This is a genomic window from Jannaschia sp. GRR-S6-38 (assembly GCF_029853695.1).
Lineage (GTDB): Bacteria > Pseudomonadota > Alphaproteobacteria > Rhodobacterales > Rhodobacteraceae > Jannaschia > Jannaschia ovalis.
In genome coordinates this window covers 1,464,379-1,481,884 of record NZ_CP122537.1, presented here as the reverse complement: position 1 = coordinate 1,481,884, position 17,506 = coordinate 1,464,379, and the positions used below count along the sequence as shown (strand labels likewise).

Annotated in this window: 16 protein-coding genes; 13 read left to right on the top strand and 3 right to left on the bottom strand. The window is 70.3% G+C overall.

Going from position 1 to position 17,506, the window contains the following annotated elements; translation table 11 throughout:
* Positions 1–45: 45 nt before the first annotated feature.
* Genes P8627_RS07735 through P8627_RS07695 form a run of 9 tightly spaced genes read left to right on the top strand, consistent with a single transcriptional unit; the run spans position 46 to position 7,886 of the window.
* Positions 46–2,454 (top strand): methyl-accepting chemotaxis protein, encoded by a 2,409-nt coding sequence (locus P8627_RS07735; RefSeq protein WP_279967193.1) that lies wholly within the window; start codon positions 46–48, stop codon positions 2,452–2,454.
* A 33-nt stretch (positions 2,455–2,487) separates the two neighbouring features.
* Positions 2,488–3,039 carry a chemotaxis protein CheD gene (locus P8627_RS07730; RefSeq protein ID WP_279967192.1) on the top strand — a complete coding sequence of 184 codons (552 nt, stop codon included), beginning with the start codon at positions 2,488–2,490 and terminating at the stop codon, positions 3,037–3,039.
* A complete protein-coding gene (locus tag P8627_RS07725) occupies positions 3,039–3,311 on the top strand; it encodes a hypothetical protein (RefSeq protein ID WP_279967191.1) in 273 nt (90 codons plus the stop codon). Before P8627_RS07730 ends, P8627_RS07725 begins: the two co-directional genes overlap by 1 nt.
* Positions 3,308–3,679, top strand: a complete 372-nt coding sequence (locus P8627_RS07720) for a response regulator (RefSeq protein WP_279967190.1) — start codon at positions 3,308–3,310, stop codon at positions 3,677–3,679. Before P8627_RS07725 ends, P8627_RS07720 begins: the two co-directional genes overlap by 4 nt.
* A gap of 5 nt (positions 3,680–3,684) precedes the next feature.
* The gene (locus tag P8627_RS07715; protein WP_279967189.1) at positions 3,685–5,811 is read left to right on the top strand and encodes a chemotaxis protein CheA; all 2,127 of its coding nucleotides are present in this window, start codon (positions 3,685–3,687) and stop codon (positions 5,809–5,811) included.
* Positions 5,808–6,287 carry a chemotaxis protein CheW gene (locus P8627_RS07710; RefSeq protein ID WP_279967188.1) on the top strand — a complete coding sequence of 160 codons (480 nt, stop codon included), beginning with the start codon at positions 5,808–5,810 and terminating at the stop codon, positions 6,285–6,287. The genes P8627_RS07715 and P8627_RS07710 overlap by 4 nt, the downstream gene beginning before the upstream one ends.
* Positions 6,284–7,177 carry a CheR family methyltransferase gene (locus tag P8627_RS07705; RefSeq protein ID WP_279967187.1) on the top strand — a complete coding sequence of 298 codons (894 nt, stop codon included), beginning with the start codon at positions 6,284–6,286 and terminating at the stop codon, positions 7,175–7,177. Before P8627_RS07710 ends, P8627_RS07705 begins: the two co-directional genes overlap by 4 nt.
* Positions 7,168–7,554 (top strand): response regulator, encoded by a 387-nt coding sequence (locus P8627_RS07700; RefSeq protein WP_279967186.1) that lies wholly within the window; start codon positions 7,168–7,170, stop codon positions 7,552–7,554. Before P8627_RS07705 ends, P8627_RS07700 begins: the two co-directional genes overlap by 10 nt.
* Entirely contained in the window at positions 7,551–7,886 is a 336-nt protein-coding gene (locus tag P8627_RS07695) for a hypothetical protein (protein WP_279967185.1), read from the top strand. The genes P8627_RS07700 and P8627_RS07695 overlap by 4 nt, the downstream gene beginning before the upstream one ends.
* Before the next feature lie 184 nt (positions 7,887–8,070).
* On the opposite strand, the gene typA is transcribed toward P8627_RS07695, so the two are convergent.
* Positions 8,071–9,891, bottom strand: coding sequence for a translational GTPase TypA (gene typA, locus P8627_RS07690; protein WP_279967184.1), 1,821 nt, complete (start codon positions 9,889–9,891; stop codon positions 8,071–8,073).
* Between the two features lie 132 nt (positions 9,892–10,023).
* On the opposite strand from typA, the gene P8627_RS07685 reads away from it, so the two are divergent.
* On the top strand, positions 10,024–11,331 hold the full coding sequence (locus P8627_RS07685; RefSeq protein WP_279967183.1) for a cytochrome-c peroxidase: 1,308 nt from the start codon (positions 10,024–10,026) through the stop codon (positions 11,329–11,331).
* Positions 11,332–11,394: 63 nt separating this feature from the next.
* On the opposite strand, the gene P8627_RS07680 is transcribed toward P8627_RS07685, so the two are convergent.
* Entirely contained in the window at positions 11,395–12,858 is a 1,464-nt protein-coding gene (locus P8627_RS07680) for a CRTAC1 family protein (protein WP_279967182.1), read from the bottom strand.
* Entirely contained in the window at positions 12,855–14,105 is a 1,251-nt protein-coding gene (locus P8627_RS07675) for an ROK family transcriptional regulator (protein ID WP_279967181.1), read from the bottom strand. The genes P8627_RS07680 and P8627_RS07675 overlap by 4 nt, the downstream gene beginning before the upstream one ends.
* A 204-nt stretch (positions 14,106–14,309) precedes the next feature.
* Between P8627_RS07675 and xylF the strand changes: the two genes are divergently transcribed.
* The 3 genes from xylF (at position 14,310) to P8627_RS07660 (ending at position 17,498) form a co-directional block, all read left to right on the top strand.
* Entirely contained in the window at positions 14,310–15,341 is a 1,032-nt protein-coding gene (xylF, locus tag P8627_RS07670) for a D-xylose ABC transporter substrate-binding protein (RefSeq protein ID WP_279967180.1), read from the top strand.
* 88 nt (positions 15,342–15,429) lie between these two features.
* Entirely contained in the window at positions 15,430–16,734 is a 1,305-nt protein-coding gene (locus P8627_RS07665; protein WP_279967179.1) for a sugar ABC transporter permease, read from the top strand.
* Positions 16,735–16,736: 2 nt separating this feature from the next.
* Positions 16,737–17,498, top strand: a complete 762-nt coding sequence (locus P8627_RS07660; protein WP_279967178.1) for an ATP-binding cassette domain-containing protein — start codon at positions 16,737–16,739, stop codon at positions 17,496–17,498.
* Positions 17,499–17,506 lie beyond the last annotated feature (8 nt).

Here is a 17,506-nt window from a genome sequence, read left to right as displayed (position 1 = left end):
CAGGCGCTACGATCCGCCCTCAGATCGGTGATCGCGAAGATCGCGATGATCCTCATCACCGCGATCGCGGCGGTCACGCTGGCCGAGACGACGATTTTCCGGCAGGGCCTGACGGAAATGACGTCGGACCTGGCGCTGCGCCTGGCGCGTGCCGAGGTCGAGGCGCAGGCGCGCTTCCTCGCCGCGCCGGTCGCCTTCGCGCGGACCGACGACGTGGCTAACCAGATCGCGGCGCTGATCGCGCAGTCGGATGGCACCGTCACCGGCGTCGAAGTGCGCACGACGGATGGCGAGCTTCTCGTCTCGGACGGGATGCCGCTGGCGTCCGTCGAAGCGGATCGCATCCTCTCGGTCCCGATGGTCCTGCCCAATGGCAACGCCGCCGGCACGCTCCGGGCGCTCTGGTCGGCGGAGCCCCTCGGCACGGTCATCGACGAAACCCAGGAACGGGCGACCTGGCTCGGCCTCGCCGTCACTGTCGTATCCCTTCTGGCCGCGCTCTGGGCCTTCCGGGCGCTGATCGGCAAACCGCTCGGCGCCCTCGGTCAGGGCGTGGCGCGCCTGCGGGAGGGCGATTACGACACCGAGATCGTCGGCGCCCGCCGCCATGACGAGTTCGGCACGCTGGCCAACGCGATGGAGAAATTCCGCGCCGACCTAGGCAAGATGGCCGAGATCCAGCGCGAGTCGACCTTCAGCAGCGCGGCCTTCCAGGGCAGCTCCGCCGCCTTGATGCTGGCGGATCCGACGGGCGCGATCCGCGCGGTCAATCCCGCCCTGACCCGTCTCTTCGCCGGCCACGAAGACTTGCTTCGCCGCCACCTTCCGAGCCTGGACCCGCAAGCCCTGGTCGGCCGCAACCTCGACATGTTCCGGGGCGAGATCGACTTGTCGCCCGCCCGGCTGTCCGGTCTCGGCGAACAGGGCCTCTCCACCATCCTCAGCCTCGCGGAGATCCGCATTGAGCTGAAGATCGCCGTGATCTTCGACGGGGAGAGCGCGCAGACCGGCTACGTGCTCGAATGGCAGGACGTGACCGAGCGCTGGCGCAACGAGGCGGTGATCGCCACGATCGAGGCAAGCCAGATCACCGCCGAGTTCACGCCCGACGGCGCCCCGGTCTCGGCCAATTCCGGCTTCCGCGAGATGCATGGCGGCGCAGACCAGCTCCCCGCTTTGCCTCAGCTTCTGGGCGAGGAGCCCGCGCAGGACGTCGATGCCGCCACCCTGATCCGCGAGGCGAAGGAGCTTGGCGCCTTCTCCGGCCTTCTGCGCCTGCGCGCCGCCTCGGGCGAGGATGTCTTCGTCGAGGGCAGTCTCAGCGCGATCCGCGACGTCGACGGTGCGGTATTCCGGCTCTTGCTTCTCGGTCGCGACGTCACCGCCGCACAGATCGCGATCGAGGCCTCGCGCGCCGAACGCATCGCCACCGAAAAGGAACGCTCGGCCGTGGTCGAGGCCCTTCGCGGAGGGCTGCGCAAGCTCAGCGCCGGCGATCTGGACGCCGCCATCGCCGACCCCTTCGCCGATCGCTACGAGGAGTTGCGCAGCGATTACAACATGGCCGTCGGCATGCTGGACGAGGCGCTGAGCGAGATCGCCGAACGCGCCGAGAGCATCCGCAACGAATCGAACGACATCAGCGCCACCGCCGAGGGCCTGTCCCAGCGCAGCGAAAGCACCGCCGCCACGCTGGAACAGACGGCCGCGGCGCTCGACGACCTGACCGGCGGCGTCCGCGTGGCCGCCGAAAGCGCCCAGCGCGCCGATCAGATGGTGGTCGATGCAAAGCGGAGCGCCCAGCAAAGCGGCGAGGTCGTGACGCGGACGGTCGCCGCGATGGACGAGATCGCCGCCTCCTCCGAGCGCGTGGCCTCGATCATCAAGGTGATCGATGACATCGCGTTCCAGACCAACCTGCTGGCGCTGAACGCAGGCGTCGAGGCCGCGCGTGCGGGCGATGCCGGCCGTGGCTTCGCCGTGGTCGCGTCCGAAGTGCGCGCCCTGGCGCAGCGCTCCTCGGAGGCCGCGCGCGAGATCAACGACCTTATCGCGCAAAGCGGCACGCAGGTGCGCGAAGGCGTCGATCTGGTGGGCAAGACCGGCCACGCGCTGGAAGGGATCGTCGGCTCGGTGACCGAGATCGCCGATCGTGTCTCCGAGATCGCGGAATCGGCCCGCCAGCAATCGTCCAGCCTTGAGGAGATCAACAGCTCGGTCACCAAGCTTGACCAATCCACGCAGCAAAATACCGCGCGGCTGGAAGAGACGACCGCCGCCAGCGACGCGCTGCGCGCCGACGCGGCGACGCTGGTCTCGACCATCGATCGCGTCCGCCTCACCTCCCGCAAGACGGAGGCCGCGCCGTCCCACCCGCCCGCGCAGGCGCGCAAAGCGGCACCGGTCGCCGCCAAGGGCGGTGCCGCGCCCGCCGAAGTCTGGACGGATTTCTGAGATGGGCCCACGCGTCGATCCGGGGTCGCCGACATGACCGCGCCCGGCGCCGGCCTGACCGCGAAACAGCGGATCGTGCCGATGATCCAGGGCGAGTGCCGCGCCTCCGACGAGGCCGATGTCGTCCTCACGACCCTTCTGGGATCCTGCGTCTCGGTATGCCTCTGCGATCCGGTCGCGGCGGTGGGGGGCATGAACCATTTCCTGCTGCCCGGCGGGCGGGAGGCGCGATCGGGCGGCGAACGATACGGGGTGAATGCGATGGAAGTCCTGATCAACGGGTTGCTCAAGCTCGGGGGCCGGCGCGCGCGCTTCGAGGCCAAGCTTTTTGGCGGCGCCGCCCTGGGCGATGGCATGGGTCGGATCGGCGCGGAAAACGCGCGCTTCGCGCTCGATTTCCTCAAGACCGAGCGCATCCCCTGCATCTCCAGCAGCCTCGGCGGCCTCCGACCCCGCCGGATCCGCTACGTGCCGACGACCGGGCTCGCCAGCCAGAGCTTCGTCCGGGACGCCGCGGCGGTCCCGATGCCGCTCGCGCCGCCGATCTCGGTCGGTGATGTCGATCTCTTCGAGGCGGGCGGCTGATGGGCGGTGTTCATGTGCTGCCGGACCGTCTGGGAACCGACGCCGTCGAGGGGCTTCGGGCCGGGCTCGACCGGCTTTCCGCTGGCGGCAAGCTCGACGGCCGCGCCGTGCGGATGATCGGTGCGCTGCCCGCCCAACTCCTCGTGGCCGCATCCATCTGCATCGCGCGCGCGGGCGGTCAGCTCGAAATCGTGGCCTCCGACGACATGCGCGCCGACCTCGCGCTGCTGGGGTTTGCCCCGCATCTGAACCTGGAAGGAGAGATCGAATGACGGCCCTCAAGGTGTTGGCGATCGACGATTCCCGCACGATCCGCAGCCTGCTTTCGGCGACGCTGGAACGGGCCGGGTTCGAGGTCCGGACGGCCGAGGACGGCGTGGCCGGCGTGGACAGCGTTGCCGCCGACCCGCCCGACGTGATCATAACCGATATCAACATGCCGCGGCTCGACGGTTTCGGGGTGATCGACGCGGTCCGGCGCATGCCGAATGCCGCCTCGGTCCCCATCCTCGTCCTCAGCACCGAGGGCGGCGACGCGCTGAAGCAGCGCGCCCGCGCGGGCGGTGCGACCGGCTGGATCGTCAAGCCCTTCGACGACGGCAAGCTGGTCGCGGCCATCCGCCGGGTCGCCAAGGTCTGAGCGGCATGGCGGGGCTCGACGACATCCGGCAGACGTTTCTCGTCGAATGCGAGGAACAGCTCGAGGTTCTGACCGACGGGCTGTCGGCGCTCGAAGGGGAGGAGGGCGACGCGCCGGATCCCGAAACCGTCAATGCGATGTTCCGGGCCGTGCATTCGATCAAGGGAGGCGCCGCGTCCTTCGGCCTGAACGCGCTGGTCCGCTTCGCACATGCGTTCGAATCCGTTCTCGACGAGATCCGGTCCGGCGCCCGGGCGGTCGATGCGGAGGTGCTGCGCGTCTTCTTCCGGGCCGCCGACCACCTCGCCGATCTCGTCGCCGCGGGCGAGGCGGCCGAGAGCATTCCCGAGGCCGAACGCGAGGCCCGGACCGCCGAGGTCGCGGCGCTGGCCACCGCCCCCCCGGAGGAGGCGGAGGACCTCGCCTTCGAGCCGCTCGCCCTGCCCATCGCCGCGCTGGCCGATCCGGATGGGCCGCTGCCTCTGCCGCTCCTGCCCGAGATCCCCGCGACCGGCCACCGCATCCGGTTCGCGCCGACCCCACGGCTCTATGCGAACGGCCACGATCCGCTGCACCTGTTCCGGGCCCTGGCCGAGCTGGGCGCGCTTGCGGTCGTGGCCGATCTCGGCGGCCTGGGCGAAGCGGACGGGCCCGACCCGGCGAGCGGGCCGGTGGCCTGGGACCTGACGCTCGACGGGGCGGCGAGCGCCGAGGAGATCGCCGAGATCTTCGACTTCGTGGGCGACCTGGCCCGTGTCGAGATCGTCCCGACCGGCCCCGACGCGACCCGGGACGACCCGATCGGCCTGCCGGTACCGGACGCCTCCCAGCCGGACCCCGCCGCGCCGCGTGTGACCGCAGCGGGGAACCCGGCGCCGCAGCCCGAGCCGGAGGCGATGGCCCCGCCCGCAGGCCGGCCCAAGGCACCCGCATCGGCCACCGTCCGCGTCAAGCTGGACGTCGTGGATGAATTGATCAGCATGGTCGGCGAGCTGGTGATCAACCAATCCGTCATCGCGCAGGCGGTGCACGAGCTTCCGGAGGGCAGCTCCCCGCGGCTCGACCAGGCGCTCGACGATTTCCGGCATCTCGCCCGACAGCTGCAGGAGGGCGTGATGGCCATCCGCGCGCAGTCGGTGAAGCCGCTGTTCCAGCGCATGGCGCGCATCGTGCGCGAGACGGCGGATGTCGCAGGCAAACCCATCACCTTCCACCCCGAGGGCGAGGCGACCGAACTCGACCGCACGGTGATCGAACGGCTGGTCGATCCGCTGACGCATATCATCCGCAACGCCATTGACCATGGGCTCGAGACGCCCGAGCGGCGTCGCGCCGCGGGCAAGCCTGAGCATGGCCGCGTGCGCCTTTCGGCGGCGCATCAATCGGGCCGCGTCGTGATCGAGGTATCCGATGACGGTGGCGGCATCGATCGCGAGCGGGTGCTCGAAATCGCCGTGGCCCGCGGTCTCATCGCCGCCGACGCGACGCTCGAGCCGGCCGAGATCGATCGGCTGCTTTTCCAGCCCGGCTTCTCCACCGCCGAGCAGGTCACCGACCTGTCGGGACGCGGCGTCGGCATGGACGTGGTGAACCGCGAGATCCGCAAGCTGGGCGGCCGGATCGCGATCGCCTCGACCCCGGGCCGTGGCACGACCCTTTCGATCAGCCTGCCGCTGACGCTGGCGGTCCTCGAAGGCATGATCGTCGAGATTGCCGACCAGACGATGGTCGTCCCGATCTCGGCCATCGTCGAGACGATCCGGCCCGATCCGGCCAAGCTGCGCCGCATCGGCGCCGAGGCGCTGATGGTGGACGTGCGCGGGCGGATGGTGCCCGTGATCGACATGGCCGCCCTGTTCGGATGGTCGCGCGAGCCCAATGCCGACCGCGTCCTTCTACTCATCCAGGGGGACCGCGACCGGCCTTGTGCGCTGCTCGTCGACGCCATCCACGACCAGCGCCAGGTCGTCATTCGCAGCCTTGAGGCCAATTACGGCCGGGTCCCCGGTGTCGCCGCCGCGACGATTCTCGGCGATGGACGCATCGCGCTGATCGTCGACCCGGAGGAGATCGCGCAGCACGGCCCCGGCGCCAGCGCCCCGGGGCTCGACCCGATGGAGATGTCCGCATGACAGCCGAGCCCGATCAAGCCGCCTTCACGCATCGCGAGATGATCACCTTCGACATCGACGCGCAGAGCTATTGCATGGACATCATGCGCGTCCGCGAGATCCGCGGCTGGACCGAGGTGACGGTGCTGCCGCATGCGCCCGACTATGTCCTGGGCATCATCAACCTTCGCGGCTCGGTGGTGCCGATCGTCGATCTGTCCGCGCGGCTGGGCCTCGCCCCACTGGAGCCGGGGCCGCGCCACGTGATCCTGGTGACCCAGCTGGGCCCGCGCATGGTCGGGTTCCTGGTCACCGCGGTCTCGGACATCTTCGATGTCGACGCCGCGGGGATCCAGCCGATCCCGCGGGTCTGGGGCAACACCCAGCCGAGCTTCCTCGAAGGCGTCATCGCGGGAGAGGAGCGGTCGCTCGGCGTGCTCGACGTGGCCGCCGCCGCGCCCGAAATCGGGCTGCCCGATGACGGGGCAGCGCTGTGACCGGGACGCGGCCCGACGCGCTGCTGCGCCACGACCTGGAGCTGCCCGATGCGGAGTTCCGGGCCATCGCGCAGCTGATGCATCGCCAGACCGGCGTGCTGCTGGACGACGGGTCGCGCCCGCTCGTCTTCTCGCGCCTGGCCCGCCATGTCCGCCGTCTCGGCAAATCGAGTTTCGCGGATTATCTGGCGTATCTCGCCGGCCCGAACGGCGCGGGCGAACGCGAACGGATGATCGATGCGCTGACGACCAACACCACGCGCTTCTTCCGCGAGCCCGCCCATTTCGAGCTGCTCCGCGCGCAGGTCATGCCCGACCTGCGGCGCAAGGCCGAGGCCGGTGCGCGCGTGCGCCTCTGGTCGGCGGCCTGCTCCAGCGGGGAGGAGGCCTATTCGATCGCCGCCGCGGTCCATGCGGCCTTTCCCGATGCCGCGCGGCACGACCTGCGGATCCTCGCGACCGACGTGAACCGCCAGATGCTGGACCGGGCGCAGGACGCGACCTACCCGGCCGAAATCGCGGGCGACGTGCCCGACGCCTATCGCGACGCGCTTTTCGAACCGGCCGCCAAGGGGGCCGCCCTCGTCGTACGCCGCGCCCTGCGCGACCTCGTCTCGGTGCGGTATCTGAACCTGATGGATCCGTGGCCCGTCAGCGGCGCCTTCGACGTCATCTTCTGCCGCAACATGGCGATCTATCTCGACGCGGCGACGCAGGCGCGGCTCTGGGCGCGGCTGGCCGGCGTCCTGGCGCCGCGCGGGGCGCTCTTCATCGGCCATTCCGAACGGCTCGGGGCCGAGCGCGAGCACGCGTTCGAGACGCTGGGCCACACGGCTTTCAGGCTGCGCGGCGCGCCCGCGGGCGAAACACGGGGGGCGCCATGTCGCTGAAGGACCAATTGTCGGTCGTCGTGGTCGACGACATGAGCGTCAGCCGGGGCCTGATCCTGAATGCGCTGGAACAGATCGGCATCGGCCATGTCGCCGCGCTGGCCGATGGCCCGACCGCCTTCGATCACATCGCGCGGAAGGGCTGCCACCTCGTGATCTCGGACCAGAACATGCCCGGAATGTCGGGGGTCGAGCTGCTGGCGAAACTGCGGCAGCACGCGCCGACCGCCCGGGTGGGCTTCATCCTGATCAGCGGCACCATGACCCGCGAGCTGATCGAGACGGGCCGCCAGTTCGGGTTGAACAACTTCCTGGCGAAACCATTTGACGCCAACAAGGTGCGCGACTGCATCGAAGCCGTCGTGGGGCGTCTGTGAGCGCGCGCGAGCCGGGCGATCCGTTCCGCTTCCTGCAGGTCGCGCTGGGCCAGCTCCACGACGCGCTGGAGCTGGCCGAGGCCGCTATCGCCAGCCATGCCGACCCGGCCGACGCCGCGACCCATGGCGACCTGCAGGAGATCGACCGCGCCCGCCAGATCGCGCAGGATCTCGAACGCTATTGCATGGCTCTGACGGGGACGGACGGCGGGCCCGGCGCATCGACCGTCACCCGGGCCGCCGAAGGCCTGCGGCTGGAAGCCCTGCGCGATACCGCCGGGGTCACCCGATCCCGGGTCGGGCCCGAGCCGGGCGAGCCCTTGCTGTTCTAGGTCGGGGCCGCCGGTCCTTTCCGGCGCGGCGGACCGCCCCTTGGCGGGCGCGCTACGACGAAGCCGAACGAGCCGGGTCGCCGATCGCATCGGCCTTCGGCACTGCGCCGACCCGCCCGTTCCCGGCGATCGGCGCCCATTCCCCCGGAGCCGGGAACCCCGCGCGGCGCGGGCGCCCCCGGCCTCAGCCGGTGGCGCGCGCCTGGCGCTTGCGCTCATGCGGGTCGAGGAAGCGCTTGCGCAACCGGATGTGGTTCGGCGTGACCTCGACCAGCTCGTCATTGTCGATATAGGCGATGGCCTGCTCCAGCGACATCGAGACCGGCGGGGTCAGGCGCACCGCCTCGTCCGTGCCCGAGGCGCGGACGTTGGTCAGCTTCTTGCCCTTGAGCGGGTTCACTTCCAGGTCGTTGTCGCGCGCATGCTCGCCGATGATCATGCCCTGATAAACCTGCTCCTGCGCGCCGATGAAGAACTTGCCGCGATCCTCGAGATTCCACAGCGCGTAGGCCACCGACACGCCGTCCTCCATCGAGATCAGCACGCCCTGGCGGCGCCCCGGGATGGCGCCTTTGTAGGGCGCCCAGTCGTGGAAGACACGGTTCAGTACGCCGGTGCCGCGCGTGTCGGTTAGGAACTCGCCGTGATAGCCGATCAGCCCGCGCGACGGCACATGCGCGATGATCCGCGTCTTGCCGACGCCCGCCGGCTTCATCTCGACCAGCTCGCCCTTGCGCGCGCCGGTGATCTTCTCGATCACCACGCCCGAATAGTCGTCATCGACGTCGATGGTGACTTCCTCGACCGGCTCCATCCGGTGGCCGTCGACCTCGCGGAACAGGACCTGCGGGCGACTGATGGACAGCTCGAACCCCTCGCGGCGCATGTTCTCGATCAGGACGCCCATCTGCAATTCGCCGCGGCCCGCGACCTCGAAGGCCTCGCCGCCGGGCGTGTCGGTCACCTGGATGGCGACGTTGGTCTCGGCCTCCTTCATCAGCCGGTCGCGGATGACGCGGGACTGCACCTTCTTGCCGTCGCGCCCCGCGAGCGGGCTGTCGTTGATGCCGAAGGTGACGGTGATGGTGGGCGGGTCGATCGGCTGCGCCGGCAGCGGCACGTCGATCGAGGTGTCGGCCAGCGTGTCGGCCACGGTGGCCTTGGCCATGCCCGCGATGGTGACGATGTCGCCCGCCTCGGCCAGGTCGATCGGCTGCGGCATCAGGCCCCGGAACGCCTGGATCTTGGTGACGCGGAACTGCTCGATCTTGTCGCCGCGCCGCGACAGGGCGTGCAGCGTCTGGCCGGTCTTGAGCGTGCCCGATTCGACCCGCCCGGTCAGGATGCGGCCGATGAACGGGTCCGCGCCCAGCGTCGTGGCGAGCATGCGGAACGGCTTGTCGCGGTCGGCGATCTGCTTGGGGGCCGGCACGTGGCTGACGATCAGGTCGAAGAGCGCGTCGAGATTGGCGCGCGGGCCGTCCAGCTCCATGTCGGCCCAGCCCGAGCGACCCGAGGCGTACATGGAAGGGAAGTCCAGCTGGTCGTCATCGGCGCCCAGATTGGCGAACAGGTCGAAGCATTCGTCCAGCGCGCGGTCGGGTTCGGCATCGGGCTTGTCGACCTTGTTGAGCACCACGATGGGCCGCAACCCGAGCGCCAGCGCCTTGGAGGTCACGAATTTCGTCTGCGGCATCGGGCCTTCGGCGGCGTCCACCAGCAGCACGACCCCGTCGACCATCGATAGGATGCGCTCGACCTCGCCGCCGAAATCGGCGTGGCCGGGCGTGTCGACGATGTTGATCCGCGTGCCCTTCCATTCGACCGAGGTCGCCTTGGCGAGGATCGTGATCCCGCGCTCGCGCTCCAGGTCGTTGCTGTCCATCGCGCGCTCGGCGACGGCCTGGTTCTCGCGGAAGGCGCCGGACTGCTTGAGCAGTTCGTCCACCAGCGTCGTCTTGCCGTGGTCCACGTGGGCGATGATCGCGATATTGCGAAGGTCCATGGGAATTGTCCTGAATGGGGCGTGCCGCTCGGGCGGGATCGCGCGCGCCTAACGCGGATCGGCGCCGATGGCCAGAGAGCTGCGACATGGGGAGCGCTTCCGTCCGGCGCAACCCTGTGCTTCTGATGGCCGATGATCCGCGCGCTTCTCGCCAGCCTGACCTTCGCCACCGTCGCCACCGCCGCCGCGGCGATGGAGTTTCCCGACCCGGTGACGGACGACGCCTATCGCCCGACCGATCCGCAGGTGGTCGCGCTGGGCCGGCTTCTGTTCTGGGACCCGATCCTGTCGGGCAACCGCAACATCTCCTGCGGGACCTGCCACCACCCAGCCTTCGGCACCGGCGACGGGCTGGCACTGGGCCTGGGCGAGGGCGGGCGCGGCCTCGGCCCCGACCGCGCTGCCGATCCCGACAATCCGCCCGAGCAGCGGATCCCGCGCAACGCGCCGGGCCTGTGGAACCTTGGCGCGCGCGAATTCACCGTGCTGTTCCATGACGGCCGGATCGAGGCGACGGCGGCGGGCCTGCGCACCCCGATGGGCCCTGAGATGGCGCAGGGTTTCGCGACGCTGCTCTCCGCGCAGACGATGTTCCCGGTCCTCTCCCCCGACGAGATGGCGGGCCATTACTCCGAGAACGAGGTCGCGCAGGCCGTGCGGCAGGGGCTGATCACCGGCCCGGACGGCGCCTGGGACCGGCTCTCGGCCCGCGTCCGCGCGATCCCGGAATACGCCGCGATGTTCGAGGCCGCGATGCCCGGGCGCCACGTGGATTTCACCGCCATCTCCGACGCGATCGCGCAATTCGTCGAGCATGAATGGCGCTCCGACGCGGCCCCGTTCGACGCCTGGCTGCGCGGTACGGGCGATCTGCACCCAAGGGCCCTCGAAGGGGTGGAGCTGTTCTACGGATCGCTCGGCTGCGCCGATTGCCATGCCGGCCCCTTCCAGACCGATCACGGCTTCCACGCGACCGGCCAGCCGCAGCTCGGGCCCGGCAAGGCCGCCCGGTTCGAGACCCATGCCCGCGACGAGGGCCGCGCCCGCGTCACCGGCCGCGCGGCCGACCGCTTCGCCTTCCGCACGCCGTCGCTGCGTAACGTGACCGAGACCGGCCCCTGGGGCCATGCCGGCGCCTATGACAACCTGCGCGATTTCCTGCGCGCCCATGCCGCCCCCCGGCGCGCGCTCGCGGCGCCGCCGCGGGACGTGGCGCTGCCCGCGCTTCCGGTCGAGGATTGGCGGATCATGGACGACCCGGCCGAGGTTCAGGCCATCTCCGCCGCCGTCACCGGCCCCGACCGGGTGCTGAGCGAGGCCGAGGTGACCGCGCTGATGGCCTTCCTCGAAACCCTCCGCGACGAGCGCGCGCTGCGAGGCCGCCTGGGAACGCCCGCGACGGTGCCCTCCGGCCTGCCGGTGGATCTCCTGCCCGAATAGCGCTTCCTCTGGCCGGAAATACCTCGGGGGCGCGCCGCAGGTGCGCGGGCAGCGCCCCCGGCCTCACCGGCGCAGCGTCACCCGGCCGGGCCGCACCACGCGCCACGGGCCGACCGTGCCGTCGGGCCAGGTGACCCGGATTTCCGCCGCCTTGGCCGCGCCCAGCCCGAAATGCAGCGGCCCCGTCGCGCCGCCGGCATGGCCGCCGCCCAACGTGACCTCCTGCGATTGCAGGCCCGCCTCGGTCCGCAACTCGACCCAGGCGCCCAGCGCCTCCGGGTTCGCGCCGTCCTGCGAAAGGGTCACGGCGACCGCCTGTCCCGCCGCCGATGCATTGCGCCAGACCTCCATCGGCGCCCGGCGATTGACCACGACGAGGTCCAGCCGCCCGTCGCCGTCCAGGTCTGCCAGCGCGGCGCCGCGGGACCGCTCCGTCGTGGCGACGCCCGCGGCGACCGACACCTCGCGGAAGGCCGCCCCCTCGTTCAGCAGCAGGTTGTTCGGGTCGGCCATCGCCATGCCGGGCATCTGGTCGACATTGCCCTTGGCGATGAACAGGTCGGCATCGCCGTCATTGTCCACATCGCCCCATTCCGCGTGCCACCCGGTCGAGGGCCGCCCGTCCTCGCCCACATGCGGCCGCTGCGCGAAGGTGCCCAGGTCGAACGGCGCCATCGCGTGCCCGTCTGGCGTCGACAGCATCGTGAGCTGGTCGCCCATCGAGGTCAGGACCAGGTCGGGCCGCCCGTCGCCGGTGATATCGCGCGAGGCGATGCCCATGCCCCAGATCGACGGCGCCTCGAACCCGTCCGCGGGGCCGAGGAACCGGTTTTCGGTGAGCGACCAGAGCTGCTCCGCCCCCTCGCGGATGTAGTAGTGCCGGTCGTTGGACAGCCGCAGCGTCGGCACCCCGTCGCGATCCTCGTCCGAGAACAGGGCCGAGAGCGCGCAGAACCCCGGCGTCAGGACCGTCTGCGTCCAGCCCTCGGCCCCGGGCCGCAGCAGCAGGTTGTCGTCGCAGGCGCCGAACGGGCCCTCCGGGTCGGCGCGGTCGACGTAATTGCCGAAGGCCAGCGTCGGGCTCGGTGCGCCCGCCTCCCAGGTGGCCGAGAAGGCCGTGGTCCAGGCCGCGCCGCCATCGGGCAGGCCGAAATCGTGCACCGCGAACCCGCAGGCGCCGTCGCCCTTCAGGAAGACATTCGGCCCGACCCGCAGCACCATCAGGTCCCGCGCGCCGTCGGCGTCGAGGTCCAGGGCGTAGACCCCGCTCGCGCCCGTGATCTCGGGCAGGGGCGCACGCTCGAAGACCATCCCGCCGCGATTGGCCAGAAGCGTGACCGGCTTCGTCCCGCCCGCGGCGGCGATCTCGGGCAGGGCGTCGCCGTCGCAATCGAAGACCGCCACGCCGCCGCCCACGAAATGCTCCCAGCCGCCGGCATAGACATGCGCGGGCACCGCGACGGGTTCGAAACGCGGGTCGGCGGCGGCGGGCGCGGCCAGGGCCGCCAGCGCGAGCGCCCATCTCATGCCAACAGCCGCGGCGTCGCGTCGGCCAGCGCCATCGCGGCGGCGCCGCGGGCCCAGACCAGGTCGTCCCACGCGTTCACCTCGATCGGCGGCGGATCGTTGAGGGTCAGGCCCGGCACCTCGGCCAGCATCTCCTCGGCATAGAGGAAGTCGTAGCGCATCCGGCTGCCCGACAGGATGATGCGGCGCGGGTCGAACAGGTTGGCCACGTTGGCGAGGCCCAGCGCGAGGTAGCGCCCCGCCCGGTCGAAGATTGCCCGCGCCGCCTCGTTGCCGTCCTTAGCCTGCGCGAAGAGCGCCTCCAGAACCTGACCGCGCGGCGGCAGCTCGCCATCCAGCGCGACCGCGGCTTCGCGCACCAGCGCGAAATCGGCGACATAGGCCTCCAGGCAGCCGCGCTGCCCGCAGCGGCAGAGCGCGCCATCGAGCTGGACCTTGGTGTGGCCCAGTTCCATCCCGTGGCCATGCGCGCCGCGATAGGGGGCGTGATCCACGACCAGCCCCAGCCCCACGCCGAACTCGATCGTGACCACCGCGAAATCCGACAGCTCGCGCCCGCGCCCGAACCACAGCTCGGCCATGGTCAGGAGGTTGGCGTCGTTGTCGACGGTGACCGGCACGCCCAGCCGCTCAGTCGCCATGCCGGCGAGGTCGACATCGCGGCCCGCCAGGATCGGGGACCAGCGCATCCGGCCCGAGGCATGGTCGATCATTCCCGGCAGGCCCAGCCCCGCGCCGATCAGCCGGTCGCGGTCCTGACCCTCCAGCAGGCGGTCCACGAGCTGCGCGATCTCGTCCAGCAGGCCCGAGACGGACCGGCCCGCGCCGCGCGGCGCGCCGACCTGCGCGACGGGCTGTCCGGCCAGGTCGACCAACGCCGCCGAATAGTCGTGATCGGAGACCTTCAGCCCGATCACCGTGCCCCGGTCGGCGGCGACGCCCAGCGTGACCGGCGGCCGCCCGCGGCCGGAATGCGGCGCGTCCTCCTCCTCGACCTCGCGCAGCAGGCCGCCGCTCAGCAGGTCCGAGACCAGGGGCGTGACCGAGCCGGGCGAGACCTCCAGAGCCTTGGCCAGGCTCGCGCGGCTGATATGCCCGGCCGAGCGGACCGCCTCGTAGATGCGCTGCTTCAGGGGGGCGACGCTCGCGACATGGGCGCCGCGCAGCGGGCCGCAGCCCGGCAGCCCCGTCGCGGGCAGCTGAGTCGCCGCCGCGGCGATGCGATTTGACGGCCCGTCAAGCCCCATTTATTCGGCCCCGCAACAATTAATTCCTCCCCGGCCCGAATCCACGGCGCTCCCCGCGCGTGTTCGCCCGATGCTCCGGCGAGATTTGAACGATTTTTGCGGCGAGGCGTCAAATTAATTTTGACAACCGAATTAAAACTCGGTTTCCTGCCGTCGTCCGCCCCCGGGGTCTCTTCGCGGGGTGCGATCCAACGGGAGGATTAAATGAAGAACCTACTCACGGCGAGCGTGCTCGCCACCGCCACCCTGACCGGAGCCGCTTTCGCCGACGCCCATGCGCCGGTCGTCGGCGTCAGCTGGTCCAACTTCCAGGAAGAGCGCTGGAAGACCGACGAAGCCGCCATCCGCGGGGCGCTCGAAGCCGCGGGCGCGAGCTACATCTCGACCGACGCGCAGTCATCCGCCTCCAAGCAGCTCTCGGACGTGGAAAGCCTGATCGCCCAGGGCGCCGACGCGCTGATCATCCTGGCGCAGGACGCGCAGGCCATCGGGCCGGCCGTCGCCGCCGCCCAGAACGAGGGCATCCCGGTGGTCGGCTACGACCGCCTGATCGAGGATCCCTATGCCTTCTACCTGACCTTCGACAATATCGAGGTCGGCCGCATGCAGGCCCGCGCCGTGTTCGAGGCGCAGCCCACCGGCAACTACGTGATGATCAAGGGCTCGCCCACCGATCCGAACGCCGATTTCCTGCGCGGCGGTCAGCAGGAAATTCTGCAGGCTGCGATCGACGCGGGCGACATCACCATCGTGGCCGAGGCCTATACCGATGGCTGGCTGCCCGCCAACGCCCAGCGCAACATGGAGCAGATCCTGACCGCGCAGGACAACAACGTCGACGCGGTCGTGGCCTCCAATGACGGCACCGCCGGTGGCGCCGTGGCCGCGCTGACCGCGCAGGGCATGGACGGCATCCCGGTCTCGGGCCAGGACGGCGATCACGCCGCGCTGAACCGCGTGGCCAAGGGTACGCAGACCGTCTCGGTCTGGAAGGACGCCCGCGACCTGGGCCGCGAGGCCGGCGAGATCGCCGTCGCGCTGGCCGGCGGCGCCGCCATGTCCGAGATCGAGGGCGCGCAGGAATGGACCTCGCCGGGCGGCACCACGCTGACCGCGAAGTTCCTGGAGCCGATCCCGGTGACCGCCGACAACCTGACCACGGTCACGGATGCGGGCTGGATCACCGTCGAGGCGCTCTGCCAGGGCGTCGAGGGCGGCCCGGCCCCCTGCAACTGATCGCGACCCCGGCCCGCCCCGTTTCCCGGGGCGGGCCGACCCCGATCATTCGCCCGAATGATCGGCCCCGCACGACCCGGAGGCTCCCATGACCGACGCGACCGCGCCCGACCATCGGCCCGCGCATCCGCAGCGCAGCGGTTTCGCCGCGCTGGAACTCGACACCCGCCTGCTGGGCATGATCGGGGCCTTCCTTCTGATCGCTCTGGCCTTCCACGTCGTGTCTGACGGCCGCTTCATCACGCCGCGCAACCTGTTCAACCTGACGATCCAGACGGCATCGGTGGCGATCATGGCGACCGGCATGGTCTTCATCATCGTGATGCGCCACATCGACCTGAGCGTGGGTTCGGTGCTGGCCACCTGCTCGGCGGTGATGGCGATGACGCAGACGGTGGTCATGCCCGACTGGGTCGGGCTGGGCCTGAACCACCCCGCGACCGCCTGGGTCGCGATCCTTTTCGGCCTGATCGCCGGCGCCGTGATCGGCGGCTTCCACGGCTGGCTGGTCGGCTACCTCGCCATCCCGGCCTTCATCGTGACGCTGGGCGGGCTTCTCGTCTGGCGCAACGTCGCCTGGTACATCACCAACGGCCAGACGATCGGGCCGCTCGACTCGACCTTCCAGAAATTCGGCGGGATCAACGGCACGCTGGGCGAGACGGGATCGTGGATCCTGGCCGCCGTCGCCGCGGCCGCGGCGGTCTGGGCGCTGGTCTCGGCGCGCCGCAACAAGCTCGCGCATGACTTCCCCGTCAAGCCCGTCTGGGCCGAGCTTCTGGTCGGCGCGCTGATCCTCGGCGCCATCGTGGGCTTCGTCGCGGTGATGAATTCCTACGGCGTCCCCGAGCGTGTGCTGGAGCGCCGCTTCGAGGCGCAGGGCCTGGTCATGCCGGAGGGCTATGCCGAAGGTTACGGCGTGCCGATCTCGGTCGTGCTGCTGCTGGCGGTGGCGCTGGTGATGACGATCATCGCGCGGCGGACGCGCTTCGGGCGCTACATCTTCGCCACCGGCGGCAACCCGGACGCGGCGGAGCTGTCGGGCATCGACACGCGCTGGCTGACGGTGAAGATCTTCGCGCTGCTGGGTGTGCTTTGCGCCATCTCGGCGGTGGTCGCCTCGGCGCGGCTGACGAACCATTCCAACGATATCGGCGTGCTGGACGAGCTTCGCGTGATCGCCGCCGCGGTGATCGGGGGCACCGCGCTGAAGGGCGGGGTGGGCACGATCTACGGCGCGATCATCGGCGCGCTGATCATGCAGTCGCTGCAGTCGGGCATGGCAATGGTGGGCGTCGACGCGCCCTTGCAGAACATCGTCGTGGGCGGGGTGCTGGTCGCCGCCGTCCTGATCGACATCTGGTATCGCAGGCGCACGGGGGCGAGGGATTGATCATGGACCGCAAAGACACCCCCCTCGTCGAGCTTCGCAACATCTCGATCGCCTTCGGCGGCGTGCAGGCCGTGGACGATGTCTCGCTCGATCTCTACCGCGGCGAGGTGGTGGGGCTGCTCGGCCATAACGGCGCCGGAAAATCTACCCTGATCAAGTGCTTGTCGGGGGCCTACCAGCGGGATTCGGGCGAGATCTTCATCGACGGCCAGCCCGCCGAGATCCATTCGCCGGCGGATGCGCGGCGCTACAATATCGAGACGATCTACCAGACGCTGGCGCTGGCGGACAATCTGGATGCGCCCGCGAACCTGTTTCTCGGCCGCGAGCTGGTGACGCCCTTCGGCACGCTGGACGACGCGCAGATGGAGGCGGAGACGCGCAAGATCATGGCGCGGCTGAACCCGAATTTCCGCAAGATCAACGAGCCGGTCAGCGCGTTGTCGGGCGGGCAGCGGCAGTCGGTGGCGATCGCGCGGGCCGTTTATTTCAACGCCCAGATCCTCATCATGGACGAGCCGACGGCGGCGCTGGGGGTGCATGAGACCAAGATGGTCGCGGACCTGATCCAGGAGCTGAAGGCGCAGGGCTTGGGCATCTTCCTGATCAGCCACGACACGCGCGAGATGATGGAGCTCTGCGACCGGGTCTCGGTGATGAAGAACGGCAAGATGGTCGGGACCGAGCGGGTGGAGGACGTGACCGAGGACGACATCCTGTCGATGATCATCCTGGGCAAGAATCCGAAGGCCGAGGCGGCGTAATTCGTGGG